Raw genomic sequence first — 18126 nt, 5'->3', positions numbered from 1 at the left:
GCAAGCAAGCGCGATGGCGCCTCGTAATATTTGCATGAGTCGGCTCGATTGATTCCGGGGTAGCGCTACTGACCAGGAACAGGGCACTCCTGGTTCAGGCGATGCGGGCCATCGAATTCGAACAAGATTACGAACGGAGCTGGAGGCGCGAACGGGCGTGTTCCGCCTCAGAAGAGTCATTAGGGAAAGCCTATATGTCGGCCCTGGCGCTTTCTGGCGTCGAGATCCTTGATCTCACGCGTGTGCCCGCCGGGCCCTTGTCCGCCCAGATGCTGGGCGATCTCGCCGCGGAGATGATCAAGATCGAGCGGCCCGGCACCGGCGACGACGCGCGCGCCTTCGGACTTCCTTACCTGGTCGATCCGGAGGACGAGAACAAAAACAATTCGTTCTATCTCTGCGCACTGCGCTGCGCGCCGGTTACGACGGGATCTTGCAGGCTATGGGCAGCTTGATGGGTGTCATCAGCCACATGGACGACGAGCCGGGTGGGGGCCGATGAAGATCGCTCCTTCGATCGTGGACTACATGACGGGGATGAACGCCTCGATCGGCATTCTGTTGGCCCTCTATCACCGCAAGGTCAACGGCTGGGCAGGGTAGCACATCGATGTCTCCTTGCTCGATACGTGATCGCCTCGCTCACTCACCGCGTTCACCGGCATGAGCCGGGCAGATCAGCTGGCGATAGCCGCAAGGCGGACAGTTGGATCATCCTCAATGGCGTGGCTCCAGTGTCATGTCACGGCGCGTTAGACGGCCCATTCATCGTTCCGCTCGAGCAGGATCGCGCCGATGAGGCGGATGATGGCATCTTCGTTCGCGAAGATGCCGACCACCTCGGTGCGCCGCTTGATCTCGCCGTTAAAGCGCTCGATCGGGTTGGTCGAGTGCAGTTTGGTCCAGTGCTGCGGTGGGAAGGCCATATAGACCAGCACATCGTCTCTGCCTCGTCCAGGAAGCCGGCGAGCTTGGGCAGCTTAGGACGGAGCTGGTCGGCGACCTTGCGCCACTGCGTGCGAGCGGCCTCGGCGTCGTCCTGGCAAACGCGGTGGCGATGTCGGCGGAGACGACGCGCCTGCCGGTCGTGCCGGCATGGACCAGCGCGTTTCGCATGAAGTGGACATGGGGGCCGTTGAAGAAATGGCCAATAGATTTCGCGCGATGCAGCGACCGGCCCCATCATGGCCCTCTCGTCAAACCCGCGCTACGGCGCGATCTCAAGCCGCAAAAGCGCTAGAATAAGCGCAAGGAGAGCGATTGCCAGCCGCTTTAGATTGATGGCGGCCTCAGGTAGGCCTGGATCGTCGTATGTAGACCACGCCGCGCGCGCCACAGGTCTTGCCCTCGCCGTGGAAGCCCTCTGAGCGTCGGCGATAGCGTTGATAGAGCTTCGATCCTGCTTACTCATCGCTCGTGACGGCGGCGGGCACGGAGCAGTCAGCGTAATCGTCACCAACAACGACCGCTTTGTTAACCGCCTTTGGACAGTTAATGGCCCTTGAGCGGACGCCGGGCACAATCCTTCCTTCGAATAGAAGAAACGGCCGTGCTCGATGGGGCGCGCGGCGCGCAACATACGTCCTTGTGGGCACTTCAAGCTGACCTGCTTGGCATCGTACCGGAAGCGTCTGAGCGGTACGCGACTGTTGATTGGTTCGGCTTTAGCTGGGGATCAGGGCATCAATGCCGCGCCGCTCGAGCGCGCCGTAGACTTTGGCGTAGGCGTAGCCCGCGTCCGCAGTGACCACCTTGATGTCGATGCCCGTAATCGCTCCAACCTCATCGACTTGCAGCTCGATCATCTCCCCTTCGTTCGTTCGTCCGGTCGTGACCGCGACGTCCAGAATGACGCCGACCTTATCATCAACGGCCGAGTGCTGCTTGTAAGCGGACTTGAGCCGGCGGTTTCGGGTATTGGCGGCCATTATCGCATCGGGATCAGTCGTTCAGATCTTCCTATATTTGCCGCTTTGCCGGTCCTTTCTCTGAGCCTCGCTTTGGTTATCGCTCAGTACATGCTGCTCGGTGAGGCTGTCCCAACTCACATTGGCGCGGATCAGCGACTCACCGATTGTGGACCACTCCCGCCTGGCGATTTTGCCATCCAAGCAGGTCTAGACGTGCGTTTGAATATCATACGGAACCTCTCTCGCGCCCCAGCGCTGGCGTGCGCGTCAGGCTTGAATAGTGCACTAGCTGCCCGTGCCATAACCAGCAAACCAGCGAATGGCGATCTCAACCTGAGCCTCACGCATCAGCTTGCGATCGTGCACGATCCCGGTGAGCAGACGCGCTCGCATCAGCCATACTGCGGTTCCGGACCGATGTCGGGCCGACCGTCGTTCGCGAATAGCAGTCGGTGACCCCTTCCCTCAGCCAGGAAAGGTCAAGTACAAATCGACCCAAGCCAGCACGTGCTCATTGCGACGAGCTGCTTGAGCGAGCCAGTGATGAAGAGCTCCAACTGATCCCGCTCTTTGCGCTCCAGCGTCTCGTTTGCCCCGCCGAACGCGGATCGCCGCTGAACATCAACCCGACTGAAATCAGGAGACTTGTTTGCACACCGGTTAGATCGGTCAAATAGCCTCGCCACAGCTGCCGACGGCAATCCACATGATCCGCCGCTTGGTACGCCGGAAGCGAGCGGCCCGCAACCCAGCGTGGTGCTGATAAGTGAACCCCGATGTCAAACAGCGCTGCTAGGCCGTCCGCAGGAGCAGGAAGAGCAAGTTCGTCCGCCGGGCGGCAGACGAACTTCCGCTGACTTCTAGTTCTCTGCTTCGTCTCGTCAGACGAGCCACGGGAACGACTGATTAGTGAAGAGCCCACTGCTCAGTCTCTCGATGACCATCAAAAGAAGGTAGCGCACTTAGGTGACGACTCTAGGCGTTATGCCAGAATGAGAGATAAAAAAGGCCGCGAAATAAATCAAAAGCAAACATCTTCAGCCAATCTTTAGAAACTCGATCGAAACGGCGAGTCCTCCCTTCACGCTTGGATGACGCCTGAGAGGCGGCGACAAGTCTCAATAACGCGGAATGCCAAACGCGGAGAGGGGCCACTCGTTCTAAAGGAAGTCGTGTCGGCCAAGACGGTTAGTACTCGCGGGTAGCGACCTCGTCGCATTCGACCAATCATCGCAAGCTCGACCAGGTGGAGTTGTAGCGCTAGCATTAGCTACCGCACCCCCGTGCAACCCGGCGACAATGATGCATGCGAGATTTATGCGATTGGTGCAGACGGGCGCCAAGATGCTAGCTGTTTCACTTCGGCCTGTTCGTAAGCCGGTTGCAAGCAAGGCGGTCTGCTGTTTCCCGACGGGCTGACTTTTGTAATTTGCTAGGAGACCATCAACATAATCGTGGAGAACATTGCGGATGCTGCCGCTGTCGACGCGGCTTTTGTACGGTGTGCGAATCTACGTTGACCGGTGTTCAGTCGTCGTCAGCAAAACGGTACGTCTCTGCGCCAGCGAGCTGTGTTAATCTTCGCTCGGAATTTCGATTGGAACAGCAAAGCCAGCTTTTACGCGGTCCAGTATCACCATCGTCTTGAAGCCCTTGATGTCTGGATTCTGGTAGAAGAATCGCCGAGTGAACTGCTCATAGTCATCCATGCTGCGCGCGGAAATATACACGACAAAGTCAGCATCACCGGTGACGTAGAAGCCATTGACGACCTCAGCGGACGATTTGATCGCTTTCTTGAACTTGTCGATTATATCCGCACGCTCCCTCTCCAAAGTCACTAGTACAAGCATCTGAATGGGTCGTCCTACCGCCTTCGGCGAAACGATAGCGACATCGCCTTCAATGATGCCGTCCGAACGAAGTCGCTTCAGCCGCCGCTGACACGCGGTTGCAGAAAGCCCCACCATCTCCCCGATCACTTCGGAGGTTAGTCGGTTGTTCTCTTGCACGACCTCGAGAATGCGGGCATCTATTTGATCGTATTGCATTTAGCGCTATCCCTTCCGACGAATTTCATCGCAAAATGTCTGCTGTGCGCAGGAATCCATCCTGATGTCGGGTGCGACGCAAAGATGTATTCAGCAGTATGCTGATTGCATGGACCAATTTCAACAGCCGACCGGGTCTGAGAGCAATGCTCTCTCCAACGCGAATTTGTGCATTCGGTCGGCCCCGCAACGCTGCGTCGGCGTCGAGAACTGATGAATAGTGGAATTGCGCATTTCATGGAGTGTGAGGTGGGCGATGAGGCGCCGAATGGTTAGCCGAGAGTGCAAGGTTGAGGCGGTGAGCCTAGTAACAGCAACGATCGTCAGCATTTCAGTGGCTCGCAACCTTGACTTGACTGGCCTGCCACCGAACTTTCATCTAGGGGCGGGTAGAGTCCCCGTTTCTATGTAGCGAGGGTCTGGTTGCGCCGACGTGGCTGTGCAGCAAAATCGGCGGTCGATTGCCGATCGCCCCATGGGGCCGTTCTTCGTTATAATATCTGCGCCAAGTCTCCACGTTTTCCTGGGCCTTCGCCAAGGGACAGGAACGAGCGTTGAGGCATTCGGACCGGAAGCGGTCTGAAGGCCGTGAAAAGTCCAATGTGACGCCTCGGCGAGAAACGCGAGAAGGTATCGACTATCCTGACCACGCGAAGCTTGTATCGCTCGCCAACTGGTCAAGGACGAAATCCATCGCCCAGGCCTCGTTCGATCATGCCGTCGGCGTGCGATCATCGCGTAGCTCGACGTTGACCCGCCGCTTGGGCGCATTGTCACGCAATTGCAGGCCCCATTCGCGATAGATGCGCCGCGACATTCTCTGGCCATGGCGCCAACTTTCAGGCTGGCGTTTCGGTCGCCGATCTGTGCCGGAAGCACGGCGTGAGTGACGCCAGTATCTACAAATGGAAAGCTAGGTTTGGCGGGATGGAGGTCTCTGAGGCCAAACGGCTGAAAGCGCTGGAGGACGAGAACACTCGAAGCCATGCTGGACAATGCAGCGCTGAAGGGCTTGTTGGGAAAGAAGTGATGAGGCCCGCGGGGAAGCGGAAAGCGTCGCGCATCTCATGGATGCTCACGGGATGAGCGAACGGCGGGCGTGTAAAGCCATCGACCTCAGATACCAGACGTCCCGCGCGGATGATGCCTGCGCCAATGCACGAGGCGATCGCCCAGCAGCGCCGTCGCTTCGGGCATCAACGCCAGCATGTTCCGTTCAGGCGGGATCGCCATGGATCAACCACAAGAAGCTCTTCCGGCTCTACCGGGAATAGAAGCTTGCGGCGCGTCGCCTGGCGGCCCAAAGCGGGCGATCGGGACCGGAGCGCCCATAACGGTGCCGATGGTGCCGAACGACCGCTGGTCGCTCCACTTCGTCTCGGATCAACCCACCGACTGAGGCCGCTTCCGCATCCCAACCGTGGTCAATGATTGGACCCGCGAGTGCCTGGCGGTTGTGGCCGACTCTCGAGGGCCCGGTCGCGCGGGAACTGCACCGGCTGGTGATGGAGCGTAGCAAACCAGCAATGCCATCCTGACAGTGGGCCGACCAGAGGACGTCGCATGGCACTACATCGCGCCGGGCCAGCCGATGGAGAGCGCCTTTATCGAGAGCTTCAACGACCGGCTGCGGGATAAATTGTTGAATGAGACGCTATTCACGTCGATGGCGCAGGCCCGCGTCACCCTCGGATGCTGGCGGGCCGATTACAACTATGCACGACGACACTCGCACTTCGGATCGAAAACTCCGTGGGAGTTCGCCTTCACCTGTCATCCGCGCCGATCGAATCTTCGCCAGCACAGTGAATGGGTGAGGCGTCGGTCCGTCCTCAACTGGACCACTCGGATGCGCAGAGTTGACACGCAACACCTGAAGAACTCCGGCCTTAGAATTGTGGTTTCGCAGAGCGTCATTCACGCTGCCGAACCCAACCATACCAGGCGCAGGCGACCCGACGACGGTGAAATTTTCGGGCGGTCATTTATTGAATGCGGTAAGCGTTCGGGATAATGTCACAGTCTGATTTACGTCGCGCCTGGTGGCCATTCGGTGAGTTTCCTGCATTGAGCAGCCGTTTTGCGATGAAATTTGCCGGGAGGGGAGGCTCGTATGCAATATGATCGAATAGATGCCCGTATTCTCGAAATCGTGCAAAAGAACAACCGTCTCACCTCTGATGTGATCGGTGAGATGGCGGGGCTTTCTGCGACCGCGTGTCAGCGACGACTGAAAAGGCTACGTTCTGACGGCATCATCGAGGGCGATGTCTCTATCGTTTCACCGAAAGCGGTAGGGAGGCCCATTCAAATGCTTGTGTTTGTTAACCTGGAGCGTGATAGCCCAGACATAATCGACCGGTTCAAGAAAGCAATCAAATCGTGTCCTGAAATCGTCAGTGGTTGTTCTGTGACCGGCGAGCCCGACTTCGTCCTCTACATTTCCGCGCGGAGTATGGAAGACTATGACAGGTTCACGCAGCGTTTTTTTTACGAGAACTCAGACGTCAAGGGCTTCAAGACGATGGTAATTTTGGATCGTGTAAAGGCGGGCTTTGCCGTCCCGATCGAGATTCCGTGCGAGAATTGATGCCTGACAGGTCAGTAATTCTGCCACAAAGCTCGTCAGAGTTATGGTGATTTTAATTCTGGTGGCAGTAAACAAATGTAGTGCGTAGCCCGTCCTCACTCCCGCGCCGTTTAGCTCTTACGGCATCAAAGTCCATGCCGAGAGTCTCAAGGGCCTCACCATTCAATGTCTTGCCCCAGTAAGTCTGCTACTTTCCATCGCGAATGTAGCGGCTTCAACATAGCGACATGCTCCCAGCCCGCGGCTGGGAGCATAGTCTTGCCGGTCAAGTAAGCCCCACCAACGAATTAAAGTACGGGCAATTCGCGATGCGCGGCCCTGGCATCGGTCGTGACGGCGTCGGCGACCATCTCGGCGGTCGCAGCCGATAATGTCCAACCAAGATGACCATGGCCGGTGTTGTAGAAGATGTTCGGCCTTTTACCCCGCCCGACCCTTGGCATCATGCTGGGTGTCATCGGACGCAAGCCAGCCCATGGTACCACCTGTGCGGTGCAGACACCTGGAAACAATCGCTCCACCCACTGTAAGAGAGGTCTAATTCGGTCCGCACGGATGTCCCGGTTCTCGCCATTCAATTCAGCCGTTCCAGCGACACGGAAGCGCTCTTGCCCCAGCCGGCTGGTAACGATCTTGGCGGCCTCATCCAAGAGGCTAACATGTGGCGCAGCCTTCTGGCTTGCTTCGTCAGTCAGATTCACCGTGATGGAATATCCCTTGACCGGATAGATGTTTAGGCGATCACCAAGCATCGAAGCGATCCACCGGCTGCCGATTCCAGCACAGATCACCGCCTTCTGAGCCCTTAGTTCATTTTTCGACAGCCCTTCTTCCCAGCGTACGAGTACACTTTCCGAATCTGCTTGTATATCGCTGACCTCGGCTCCGAAAATAAAGCGCACTCCTTTTCGCTCGCAGGCCGCAGCAAGACCGCGCGTAAATTTGTGAATGTCACCAGTCGCGTCAGAGGGAGTGAAGAATCCGCCAAAATGTTCGCCTTGAAGCGCGGGTTCTATCGACCGCATTTCGGAGGGAGTCACGGGGCGACGGTCGAGCCCACCCATGCGTAGCAGCTCGTTCGCTCGAGATGCAGCGTCAAAGTCAGTCTTGTTGGAATAGACGTGCAAGATCCCGCGCCGCTCCAAGTCGAAAGCGATGCCCTCCCGATCGGCGAGCTCAAACAGATGGTGCCGAGCGGCTATAGCCATTTTTGTCGTCTCGATCGTATTGCGACGATAATGGCGGATCTGACCTACGAATTCTGCCAGCCAAGTATATTTGTGAAGGCTTGGACTGGGGTTCAAGAGTAGTGGAGCGTCCTTGCGCAGCATCCATCTCAAGCCCTTGATGATGGTTGCTGCACTGTTCCAAACTTCAGCGTTGCTTGCAGATAATTGACCCCCATTGGCAAACGAAGTGTCCATCGCAGGGTAACGCTGGCGGTCAAAGACCGTAACCGAATAGCCACGCGCGGCCAGCGCATAGGCGGTTGTAACTCCGGTGATGCCGGATCCGATAATCGTGATTGTGCTCATTGTGTGCTCCAGGAAGGAAATGAATGAACGGTGAAATGGTTTTCGCCATAACTCCGCCCCCAAATCTGTCCGTGCACCTGAGAGCTTCGTCCGCTATCCAGCTGGATGGCGGTCCCCTTCGGTGGGTGCCACCTGGCACCTCTCTCCAGATTGTCCTCAGTGTGCAGTCCTGGGCCTGAGAGTTTCCTTGGGGGGTTGCTCCTTCGGCGACAATGCGGCCTGCCGGCGCATCGCACTCTCCCGCACACCTTCATCAGACCTAACGACATTTTCAGGCGTACCGCGCAGTGTCAAGCGGTTGGGCAATGAAGTTCGACAAACGCATGCTTGCAGGGCTGCTCATACATCACGTTCAAAACGCAAGCTGTTACAAGAGAACGGCGAGGCAATCGCCTTTCGAACAGATGGCCAAAAAAATCAGATGCCATGTCTCGGAGATCGCGCTCTCAGAGGCATGTTCGAAGGCACTCCAAATGCGGTGAATAGCAGCGTTCCATGGCGGCGCGTCGCAGGAAATCCTCTTATCTCTGTTGGATACGACGCAAATATGTTCGCTGCATTGGTATCCTGAACTGAAGGGTCTCGCTCGACAAAGGGCTCAAATGCAGCGGCGGGGTCCGAAATTGATTGTGCGGTCGGTTTCGCCTGACATCGACTGCGCGTTTCGGTCCATCACACAGATGCTTTCAAGGCAGGTTGCAATCGAGTTCGATCGCCGTTTCGCATTGCGTAATGATGTGCGCCGATTCACTCCGCCGCTGCTGATTATGAAAGCTGAATCTATGAGATCGTCCCGATGATAGGACGTGCGGCGCCGGTGATTCGACTGATTTCACTCACTGGATTCTGGCCAATCACTTTTCGGTTCAATCGACTCTGGTAATTGATCTGATTCTGTCCGGTGATTTTGCACCTGGCTCGGATAACTAGCGAACGAAGAAAGCATAGACCAATGTCCGAAAACGAAAACTACAAACTCTTTATCAACGGAGCATGGCGGCTAGGTGGGGACGGTGAGGATCTGCCGCTTCTGAATCCGGCCACCGCGCAGCAATTTGGGCGTGTTGCTGTTGCCACTGCCTCGGATCTCAAGGATGTTTTGTCGTCTGCGCAAGCAAGTCTACAGCGCTGGTCCAGCACTCCAGCTCGTGAACGAGGGGCGTTACTCCTTCGCGCTGCCGAGATTCTGAAGGGAAAGGTTGAGGTTGCCGCAGCTGCTCTTTCTAGAGAGCAGGGTAAGATGTTGGCTGACGCTAAGGGCGAGTACACGCGCGCTATCGAGACCGTAGAGTGGAATGGCATTCACGCAGAGAAAGTCTCGGCTTCATTCCCGATAGATCAGAATCGGATGATCGTACCAGAAGCGATTGGCGTAGTTGCTGCATTCACGCCTTGGAATTACCCAGCCGTGCTCAGTGCTCGGAAGGTTGCCCCTGCTCTGACAGCCGGGTGTCCTGTAATCCTGAAAGCTGCCGAGGAAACTCCGAGCGCCGGCGTTTACCTAGTTGAGGCTCTCGAGGAGGCGGGCATTCCACCTGGCGTTGTGAGCCTTGTTTTCGGAAATCCTCCGATGATATCCGAACACCTGCTCAGTTCGCCCGTCGTTCGGGTTTTGTCGTTCACCGGCTCCACACCGGTCGGCAAGCAGCTTGCCAGGATTGCAGCAAATAACTTGCAACGGTGCGTTCTTGAGCTCGGCGGCCACTCTCCTGTAGTTGTCTTTGAAGATACGGACGTGGCGAGGGCGGTTTCCGCAGTTTCTGAATACAAATTCAAGTTTGCGGGCCAGGCCTGTAATGCTCCGAGCCGAATTCTGGTGGCGCGATCGATTTATCGGGATTTCCTGGTGAGGCTTGTTCAGACGGTTGAAAGGATCAAAATCGGTCTGCCCGACGATCCTGAGACGGGGATGGGCCCGATGGCAAATGCAAGACGCCTTGAAGCGATGGAACGCCTAATGAACGACGCAGTCGCTCGCGGAGCAAGCGTCGAAACGGGTGGAGAACGCCTCGATCGACCGGGCTTTTACTGGAAGCCAACAATTCTGAGCAACGTCCACCCCGATTCACGGGTTCTTCACGAAGAACCGTTCGGGCCGATCCTGACCGTTGCACCTTTCGATACGATTGAAGAAGCAATTGAGGAAGCCAATGCGACCGAATACGGTCTGGCATCTTATGTCTTCAGCGACTCTCCTGATATTCAGCAAAGAATGATTCGGAGCCTCTCCACGGGGGCTGTCAGCGTGAACTTTCTCAAGGGCGTGTCGGCTGATGCGCCACTCGGCGGCATCAAGCAGAGCGGTTATGGTTATGAAGGAGGGATTGAGGGAGTGAGAGCATTCCAGAACCTCAAGCTCGTCAACTCCGCCAATGTCTAGGAACTCCCACGCAACTTCCTGGCTGATCACTAAGCGACTGGTCCTCAATAAGCCTATGCTTGCAGAGCCGGCGCCCCAAGCAGTCTTTCGTTCTTGGGGGCGCCTAGACCAGGCTGCATTCAGCAAAAATAGCCGGGTTTGCGAGTATCGATTTCCGTTTTAGGTGGAAACGGAGAGGCTTCCTCCGTACTCGATGGTCCTTTTGCCACGACGCCTTGCTGGCGGTCAAAATATCCTAACGGTGCGACGCAATTCTACACTGACTGCGCCAGCATTGCGGATGCGCTCGAAAAGGGGATAGACGGTCTGCACGGTTGCCAGCGAGAAGCTAACGCCCGCTGTTAAATCCAAGCAGCGAAGCTATCATGTTGGAACAATTCTCGGCTGAAGAAGCCGGTGGCTGGCTTGGGAAATCCCGTGCGGGTCGGGGGTAGTTCAATCATCGCCTGCCAAAGCGTACACATGCGATAATGCCATCGCGGTGAGGATCAAAAGGTTGCGCCTTTTGACTGCACTATGCAGGAAAGCCGCAGCGAAGGCGCCCACATTCGAGAAACCCGGCTTTCGGCTCTTATAAGTAGTATCGGCATGTCAAAAAGACACGGATCGGCTCGAACCTGATCATAACTTTCGCGCGTGCAACCATTCGCTGTCGAATGCAGCGAAAATCACGGCAATTAGCAAGGGGCGCGGCGCAGATACGAAGCCTGAGCCGCAGGACTAGGATGCAAAAACTGACAGCTGTTGGGCCGCTAATCGACTTGCGCAGCGATACAGTGACCAGACCGACGCCGTCTATGTTTGACCGCATGGCCAGTGCGGAGCTTGGCGACGACGGTCGTGGGGACGATCCTACTGTAAAAGAACTCGAACGGGTCGCGGCAGCCCTGCTCGGCAAGGAGGCCGCCTTGTTTTTGCCCTCCGGCACGATGAGCAATCACGTAGCGATTCTGTCGCATTCTTTTTCCAGGGGCGAGGTGATTGGTGAGGCTTCGTCGCACATTTTTCGTTCAGAAATGGGCGGGCTGTCCTTGCTGGCTGGACTATACCCGCGGCCTATACCCGGCCGTGCAGGAGCAATGGACCTCGAGGAACTCGATGCTTGGCTCCGTCCGCCTGGCCTTACATCGCATGCCCTTGGCACCGCAGTCGTATGCATGGAGACAACGCACAGCGTAGGCGGAGCCGTTCTTTCGCTGGACCATATGCGTGATGTCTGCACAAGGAGCTGGCAGGCTGGTGTTCCCGTGCACCTCGACGGCGCGCGCCTCTTCAATGCGGCGATTGGGCTAGGTGTCCCTGCTTCAGCTATCGCAGCATTCGCCGATTCAGCGACATTCTGTCTCTCGAAAGGACTGAGCGCGCCAGTTGGGTCGGTGTTGGCAGGATCGTGCTCATTCATCGAGCGTGCCCGCGGATTCCGCAAGATGTTGGGCGGCAACTTGCGCCAGGCTGGCTTGTTGGCAGCCTGCGGTCTCGTCGCGTTGGAGGAGTCTATCGAGCGTTTGGCTGACGATCACCTTAACGCCCGAAGATTGGCCGACGGCCTGCACCGAATTGATCCGCACTTGGTCAGTCCTGCTGACGTTGCGACGAATATGGTTGTGGTCAATGTTGGAAGGAGCGCCGCGGGCGCCGAACAATGGATAAGAGTGCTGTCTGATTACGGTGTGCTAACAACACCTGCCTCAACGGACAGGTTGCGGCTTGTCGTGCACCGTCATGTCGATGTAGCTTCTATCGATCGGGTTCTGAACGTTTTCGCAGAGATCTATCTGACGCGGCCAGCTACTCTCTTTGCTGTATGAGAAAGTCCCGCCGTGCCAAGCAATGACCGCGAAGCCTAAAACTGAATCGAGAAGCGCCGCCGCCCCGAGGCCGCTATTGATGAACTGATGTCTTCCGCACTCGTGACATTCACAAGCAGCAAAATCAGAAAAGCACTAAGGAAGAAAGGAGACGTGTCGTGCGAGCGCATAGCATCCCGTTCTATGAGCACTAAGGAACTATTGGTCGACGCAGCCCGGCTTCCGCAGCGATCTTGCTAGCCGCGAAGTGTTGGGCCTCTACCTTGTTTTTGTCATCTGTCAGCACCCACGGGCTTGCTTAACCTCAATCTTCAGCGGCCGATACACCGTGATAATCGACTATCTCAGATATGTTGCCTTTGCTGGACGTCTGAGAGACTTCTTCGAACGAGATCTTTTCGACTATGTCGAGCCAGAGGCGACCACCGGACAACATCTACGGTTTGCCCCGGAGTATATCGAAGCGCGGTTAGGTTGGCGCGGTCAGACGATTGTTAGAGATTTGCACTGGGATCCACACGCTCGGGATTTGATCTTCGAGGAACTAAAAGAAAAAATTGGAGTCGCTATCGTCACTGATGGCCTTGCAAGAGACCAATTTCGACGTAGTGAACGACCACCAACCCACCTTTATGTGGAGCTACGAGCGCCGCAACTTGAAATCATCGTAGATATTCACCCGCGCCACTGGTCGGCGAGATACCTAAATCGCGGATCATATCACAAGACTCCTGTGATCTATCGCAAGTCCGGACCAGCAACCGGTTCCATCAAGTTTGGGGCGCGAATTCAAGAGGCGTCGCGAGCGCGAAACGTACACGGAACAATTTGTGGGGTATTCTGCGTCGATACTCGGCCTGTTTTTGCCCTGACATGTGGACACCTTCTCCGACCCGGATCAGAAGTGGCAGTGGAGCAACCTCGTCGGATTTGGCAGCTGCACCTTGGATCACATTCCGCTTGCCTTGGCAAAACTAGTCATCATTCAATAGGCGAGTACGGCGAAGTACAGAAGATCGTTGAGACGCGCTTTGATGCAGCGCTGGTCAAGTTAAAGGAACCTGCGGCACTCAGCCGATATGGGGAGTCTGTGCGAGCTGCAGCAATCAAGCCAATCTCATCCCTCCTGCAGGAGGAGCCTGTCGCATTTCGTGGTGCAGGGAGACCTCAGGATACTTTGGCACGGATCTTGGCGGTCACGGTAAGGAAGTCGATTGATCTATTCGATGGCGGCAAGCTATCATCAGTGACGGATGCCTTGATGATTGGACATAGGCAGCCGATGTACATATTACTCCCGATAAGTCGTCCCGGAGATTCAGGCGCGGCACTCCGGCAAGGCGTTTCCTTTGCAGGGTCCGTTACCAAGGAAAATCAGTGGTACGGCATGATCGTCGGTGGTGACGAAACCTCGGCATATGCCACCCACGCTGAATCGTTATGGACTTGGGCAGCTGAAGCAACGAACAATCACAATCTGGAGTTCGCATTCTGTGAGTTGCAGTCGGCCTGGACCTCAGCGAACTAATCAAAAGCAGTCAGCATAGCGCGGACTGCCCAGCCGTCGAAATCGTAAGCGTTCACACAAAAAAATAACATGCAGACCCACCTTTCGTTGTGAACTTGAAAGGCGGATCTGATGGGATCGAGAGAGATTTCGTTAGCTGCCGGCGTCACGCTCTAGAGAGTGCCAGACCGCTCCAAGCCGGACGATCATCAACCCTCGAATTGATTCGTCGGATTTCAAGCGACGCCCAAAGCGGGAATGCGCTCGATCGTCAGGGTGATGATGCGGCGCACTCGTTCGATGATCTCGCGAACCTGATCTTCTGTTACGATCAAAGGAGGGCAAAGGGCGAGAGTATCGCCAATAGCACGCAGGATGAGACCCTCATCATGGGCGATTTGCATTGCCATTGAACCTACTCTTCCTGGTGCCGAGAATGGACGCTTCGACTTCTTATCAGCAACTAGCTCAAGCGCAGCAAGTAGACCCACCCCGCGCACGTCCCCCACGAATGGTAGTTCGGCGAGTTGCCTTAGGCCATTCTGAAATGGAGTTTCCAGTCTCGCCGCATTGCCGATGAGATCGCGCTCTTCGATAATCTTCAAGTTCTCCAGTGCAACGGCCGTAACAACGGGATGCGCTGACGCGGTATATCCATGAGCGAACGTGCCAATCTTGTGACTGTTATCGGCGACTGGATTGTAAATGGCTTCGCCAAATAAGACTGCACCAAGAGGCATATAACTCGAGGTGATTTGCTTTGAGACAGTGACGATGTCCGGAGAGAAGCCGTACTTCTTGAATGCGAAGGTCGTACCAAGTCGGCCAAACCCAGTGATGACTTCATCAGCAACCAACAGGATGTCGTATTTGCGACAAAGAGCTTCGATGCCGAGCCAATAGCCTTCTGGAGGCGGAAACACTCCTCCGCCACCCATAACAGGTTCGCCTATGAAAGCGGCGATCGTTTCCGGTCCTTCGCGCAGTATAGTCTCTTCCGCTTCGACGAGCAGACGATGGGTAAACTCGACTTCAGTTTCACCGCTCTTTGCGAAGCCGTAGTAATGCGGACAGGTCAGATGAATCACTGGAATGGCGGGTAAATCGAAATCCTTATGATTTGCCGGCAGACCGGTTAAGCTGCCAGCCCCAATGGTGATGCCGTGATAAGCCTTCTGACGAGCCAAAAACTTCTTCTTTTTTGGGCGGCCCAACGCGTTGTTCATGTACCAGACAAGCTTGATGACCGTGTCATTCGCTTCTGACCCGGAATTCGTGTAAAATACCCTTGATAGCCGCGCATCAGCCGCCATCTCAATCAGCTTGTCGGACAAGCGGATCGACGGCTCGTGCGATTTGCTAAAGAAGATGTGGTAGAATGGCAACCTTTCCATCTGTTTCGTTGCTGCTTCAGCTAATCGTTTTTCGCTAAATCCGAGGGCGACCGACCACAAGCCTGACAACGCCTCGATGTACTGCTTGCCATCAGTATCGTAGACGTAGATTCCTTCGCCCCTGTCCATGATAAGTGGACCCGTCTTTTCCAAAGCTCGAGCATCGGTGGACGGGTGGAGCGAAGTTGCTAGGTCCATTGTGACTAGTGAGTTTGATTTCATCATCTCATACCTCTGGAGCCAATTGAACTGGCGGGTTCCGTAATCGTTCGCAATCCAACGGCTTAATGTCTTGCGAGCGCCGGTCGGCCCCGTAGTCATTGGCGATTAGCTGCTTGTCGAGGTTGGGATGGTAGATCTGCGCCTGCGCTTTTAATGTGCTATTGAAGGCCATTTCCGCAGATTTCATGCGTCATCTTATATCAGGAGCTGAAAATCTGTGATGAGCTGCGGACTTATTCAGTTTAGGGAAATCGGCAACGTTGTTGGGGTGTCGATTTCTTTCGGCATGGCGCTTGGCCCGCGCGTATCTGACTGAGGTCAGCCGACGTATACGGTCTGATTGCTTTGCTGCGGGTTGAACAGAGAGCCTGAAACTGCTTTCACACCGCGCAAGTGTTGTGCAGTATCCGCTACGGTCGAGATGCCCTAAGGCAACCTCCTACGTTCCCGCGCCCGCCAAGCCGGCCCAAAATGCTGCGATTGTGGGAGCAATAATGAAAATGGCGCTTACTCGGATTTACCGAACAGATCAAAGGAGCTGAGGAATCGAATTCGGTAAATAAAAATGGCAATAAGCTACGCGTTTTTGGTGAGCCGCACACGCCTCATAGGGTCCTTACACTGCGTTGCATTTCTGCCCCATAAACACCTGCGAATAGCTCACTCGAACATGCCGAACTTTATGCTAACGCCCGTGGCATGCGCGACATTTGCGCACGCGACGCAGGTCGTAAAGCTTCGTGCTCCTCAAGGGGGGGGCGCAGTATTTCTGAGGTGAGAGGGCCTACATTGCAGAAATTCGGCTCGCGGAGCAGGTAGCGTTGGCAGGGCTGACAGGTTGATCGACGTGTCGGCAATGGATCGCGTGCGACCCTCTCATTGTAAGTCGTCGCGAGGTTTTTGACCGTTCGTCCCGCATCCGGAAGGCGAATGAAGATGGAGGTAAGGCCGCGTGAACTTTGACATTGCACAGCAAACCGCTTCTGTCGTTTTTTCTGATTCTTATTTGGTGGCTCGCGATAAATTCGTGGCCGCGGTGCCCACATCGAGATCGTACCCGTGCAGCTCAAGCGGGCCGTCGGGCGAGGCGCTGTTCACCGATGTGGCGTACTTTGGCAGTCCGGATGCCAAAAAGCTCCTGATCCTGGTTTCCGGCACGCACGGCCCAGAGGGGTACCACGGGTCCGCAGCCCAACTGCTGTTTTTGCGAGCAAAGTTCCACGAGCAGCTCCCGCGCTCGACCGCCGTGCTCTTCATCCACGCTCTGAATTGCTACGGTTTTGCCTGGGATCGCAGGTCGACTGCAGAGGGGTGCGACCTCAATCGTAACTTTATCGATTTTTCGAAGCCGGCTCCCCCAAATCCGGAGTACGAGGAGCTGGATCAATATTGTGTTCCTGCGGACAGAACAGAAGAGGGGATTCGTCGCGCAGAAGCTGCCATTGCCGAATATCGCAAGCTGCACGGCGAGATGACCTACCGATCAGCAAGGTCCCGTGGCCAGTACACGAGGCCGGGCGGCCTGTTTTACGGCGGAACTAAACCTACCGAAGCCAGGCGAACCCTCGAACAAATAGTAGGTGACTTTGACGTGGCGGCTCGCGATAACGTCGTCATCATCGATTACCATACTGGGCTCGGTCCCTACGGTTATGGAGAGCTTCAGTGCGAGCAACCGTCCGGGCTAAAGGGATACGAGCGAGCTGCGAAGATTTTTGGCCCCTCCGTAACATTGCCGGATCTAGGAACCTCCTCGTCCGTTAACTTGCACGGCACGCAAGATGAATACTGGCAGCGGATCTTGGGGGATCGGCACACTTATGTTGCCCTCGAGTACGGAACATATACCGGTACGCCTGTCCTGCGCGATGAGCACTGGCTGTTTAGGTACAGACCGGACGCGGTCGATTCCGAGCTGGGACGGGAAGTTCGGAGGGCGACGAAACGCTTTTTCTACCCCCAGAAGCCAGATTGGAACGAGATGGTTCTGTGGAGGGCGCACTTGGTGCATCGACAGGCGCTCGAGGGACTTAGATCTGGAGATTAGCTGGCCAATCTGAAAAGCCATTTCAGCGATGTCTCACGCCTTCTCGCATTGCTCCACACCCACGCAATCAGTGCATTCGCGAGCGCATCAATCGCTACTGGCAAAGAGCACGTTTCCTAATGGCTTCGGGTCTTGGTTCGGCGCTTCAACGAAGAGATGGCTGGGCTGGTGTTTGGAAAAAGGATGCGCGAGCGAATAACCCTCGTCATTCGCTCGACTGAAACAAAACGTCAATGACTACGAACAAGGAGCTGATCTATGACCGCGCTCAAAGCGATCCCTTTCACCGGTGCCCCGTTCCCCAAATCAGAATACGAGCGGCGACAGAAGAAGGTGCTTGGAGCAGTGGCGCGAGCTGACCTCGACGCGGTCGTGGTCACCGCCCATGGTCATCTCCGGTATCTCAGCGGATACGATGGAATGGGCGCGTACTTCATGCCGTTCCCGTTGATCCTCATGCCGGGGCGAGCGCCGACATATGTGGTCCGCGAATATGAGTTGACTGGCGTTCGGGCAGAAAGCCACATCGACGATATCGTTTGCTATACGGAGCAGCCAGACTTTGCCAAAGTGTGCGCCGATGTTCTTCGGCGGCTGGGCTTGGCGGACAAGAGGGTAGGTTTCGAGCTCGGCTGCTGGAACCTCGCCCCGGCCGATGTCAGTGCGCTCCAAGAGCGCCTTC

The 18126-nt window shown here is 56.0% G+C and carries 11 protein-coding genes, 4 pseudogenes and 2 riboswitches; of the genes and pseudogenes, 8 read left to right on the top strand and 7 right to left on the bottom strand.

Features of this window, described 5'->3' with window-relative positions; translation table 11 throughout:
- Positions 1-194 precede the first annotated feature (194 nt).
- Positions 195-600: pseudogene (locus BM190_RS41810) on the top strand (CoA transferase); the annotation flags it as partial.
- 77 nt (positions 601-677) lie between these two features.
- On the opposite strand, the pseudogene BM190_RS38535 reads toward BM190_RS41810, so the two are convergent.
- The 4 genes and pseudogenes from BM190_RS38535 to BM190_RS41485 form a co-directional block, all read right to left on the bottom strand.
- A pseudogene (locus BM190_RS38535) lies at positions 678-1125 on the bottom strand (transposase); the annotation flags it as partial.
- A gap of 539 nt (positions 1126-1664) precedes the next feature.
- Entirely contained in the window at positions 1665-1928 is a 264-nt protein-coding gene (locus tag BM190_RS38530; RefSeq protein ID WP_092263138.1) for a transposase, read from the bottom strand.
- Positions 1929-3484: 1556 nt separating this feature from the next.
- Entirely contained in the window at positions 3485-3961 is a 477-nt protein-coding gene (locus BM190_RS38525; RefSeq protein ID WP_092263136.1) for an Lrp/AsnC family transcriptional regulator, read from the bottom strand.
- A 379-nt stretch (positions 3962-4340) separates the two neighbouring features.
- A pseudogene (locus BM190_RS41485) lies at positions 4341-4802 on the bottom strand (integrase core domain-containing protein); the annotation flags it as partial.
- Here BM190_RS41485 and BM190_RS41480 point away from each other — a divergent pair.
- Together BM190_RS41480 and BM190_RS38510 are read left to right on the top strand one after the other, a co-directional pair.
- Positions 4754-5747 (top strand): annotated as a pseudogene (locus tag BM190_RS41480) (integrase core domain-containing protein); the annotation flags it as partial. The pseudogenes BM190_RS41485 and BM190_RS41480 overlap by 49 nt on opposite strands.
- Before the next feature lie 327 nt (positions 5748-6074).
- Entirely contained in the window at positions 6075-6551 is a 477-nt protein-coding gene (locus BM190_RS38510) for an Lrp/AsnC family transcriptional regulator (RefSeq protein ID WP_092263132.1), read from the top strand.
- A gap of 287 nt (positions 6552-6838) precedes the next feature.
- Here the strand turns inward: BM190_RS38510 and BM190_RS38505 are convergent, their stop codons facing one another.
- Positions 6839-8086: a D-amino acid dehydrogenase gene (locus BM190_RS38505; protein ID WP_092263130.1), complete on the bottom strand. Its 1248-nt coding sequence runs from the start codon at positions 8084-8086 to the stop codon at positions 6839-6841.
- Positions 8087-8148: 62 nt separating this feature from the next.
- A riboswitch (glycine riboswitch) is annotated at positions 8149-8238 on the bottom strand.
- A 2-nt stretch (positions 8239-8240) separates the two neighbouring features.
- Positions 8241-8339, bottom strand: a riboswitch (glycine riboswitch).
- A gap of 699 nt (positions 8340-9038) precedes the next feature.
- Between BM190_RS38505 and BM190_RS38500 the strand changes: the two genes are divergently transcribed.
- The 3 genes from BM190_RS38500 (at position 9039) to BM190_RS40130 (ending at position 13802) form a co-directional block, all read left to right on the top strand.
- Positions 9039-10466, top strand: a complete 1428-nt coding sequence (locus BM190_RS38500; protein ID WP_092263128.1) for an aldehyde dehydrogenase family protein — start codon at positions 9039-9041, stop codon at positions 10464-10466.
- A gap of 725 nt (positions 10467-11191) precedes the next feature.
- Positions 11192-12274 (top strand): GntG family PLP-dependent aldolase, encoded by a 1083-nt coding sequence (locus BM190_RS38495; protein WP_092263140.1) that lies wholly within the window; start codon positions 11192-11194, stop codon positions 12272-12274.
- Positions 12275-12602: 328 nt separating this feature from the next.
- Positions 12603-13802: a hypothetical protein gene (locus tag BM190_RS40130; RefSeq protein WP_143109186.1), complete on the top strand. Its 1200-nt coding sequence runs from the start codon at positions 12603-12605 to the stop codon at positions 13800-13802.
- Positions 13803-14017: 215 nt separating this feature from the next.
- On the opposite strand, the gene BM190_RS38490 is transcribed toward BM190_RS40130, so the two are convergent.
- Both BM190_RS38490 and BM190_RS38485 read right to left on the bottom strand, forming a co-directional pair.
- Positions 14018-15397, bottom strand: coding sequence for an aspartate aminotransferase family protein (locus BM190_RS38490; RefSeq protein WP_210189107.1), 1380 nt, complete (start codon positions 15395-15397; stop codon positions 14018-14020).
- 4 nt (positions 15398-15401) lie between these two features.
- Entirely contained in the window at positions 15402-15584 is a 183-nt protein-coding gene (locus BM190_RS38485; RefSeq protein ID WP_092263123.1) for a hypothetical protein, read from the bottom strand.
- Between the two features lie 765 nt (positions 15585-16349).
- On the opposite strand from BM190_RS38485, the gene BM190_RS38480 reads away from it, so the two are divergent.
- Positions 16350-17444 (top strand): DUF2817 domain-containing protein, encoded by a 1095-nt coding sequence (locus tag BM190_RS38480; RefSeq protein WP_092263121.1) that lies wholly within the window; start codon positions 16350-16352, stop codon positions 17442-17444.
- A 258-nt stretch (positions 17445-17702) separates the two neighbouring features.
- A partial coding sequence (locus BM190_RS38475) for an aminopeptidase P family N-terminal domain-containing protein (RefSeq protein ID WP_177237536.1) occupies positions 17703-18126 on the top strand: 424 nt, incomplete at its 3' end.

It is taken from the genome of Bradyrhizobium sp. Rc3b (assembly GCF_900114915.1).
GTDB lineage: Bacteria > Pseudomonadota > Alphaproteobacteria > Rhizobiales > Xanthobacteraceae > Bradyrhizobium.
The sequence above is the reverse complement of the archived record's forward strand: the minus strand, read 5'-3'. Positions and strand labels throughout refer to the sequence as shown.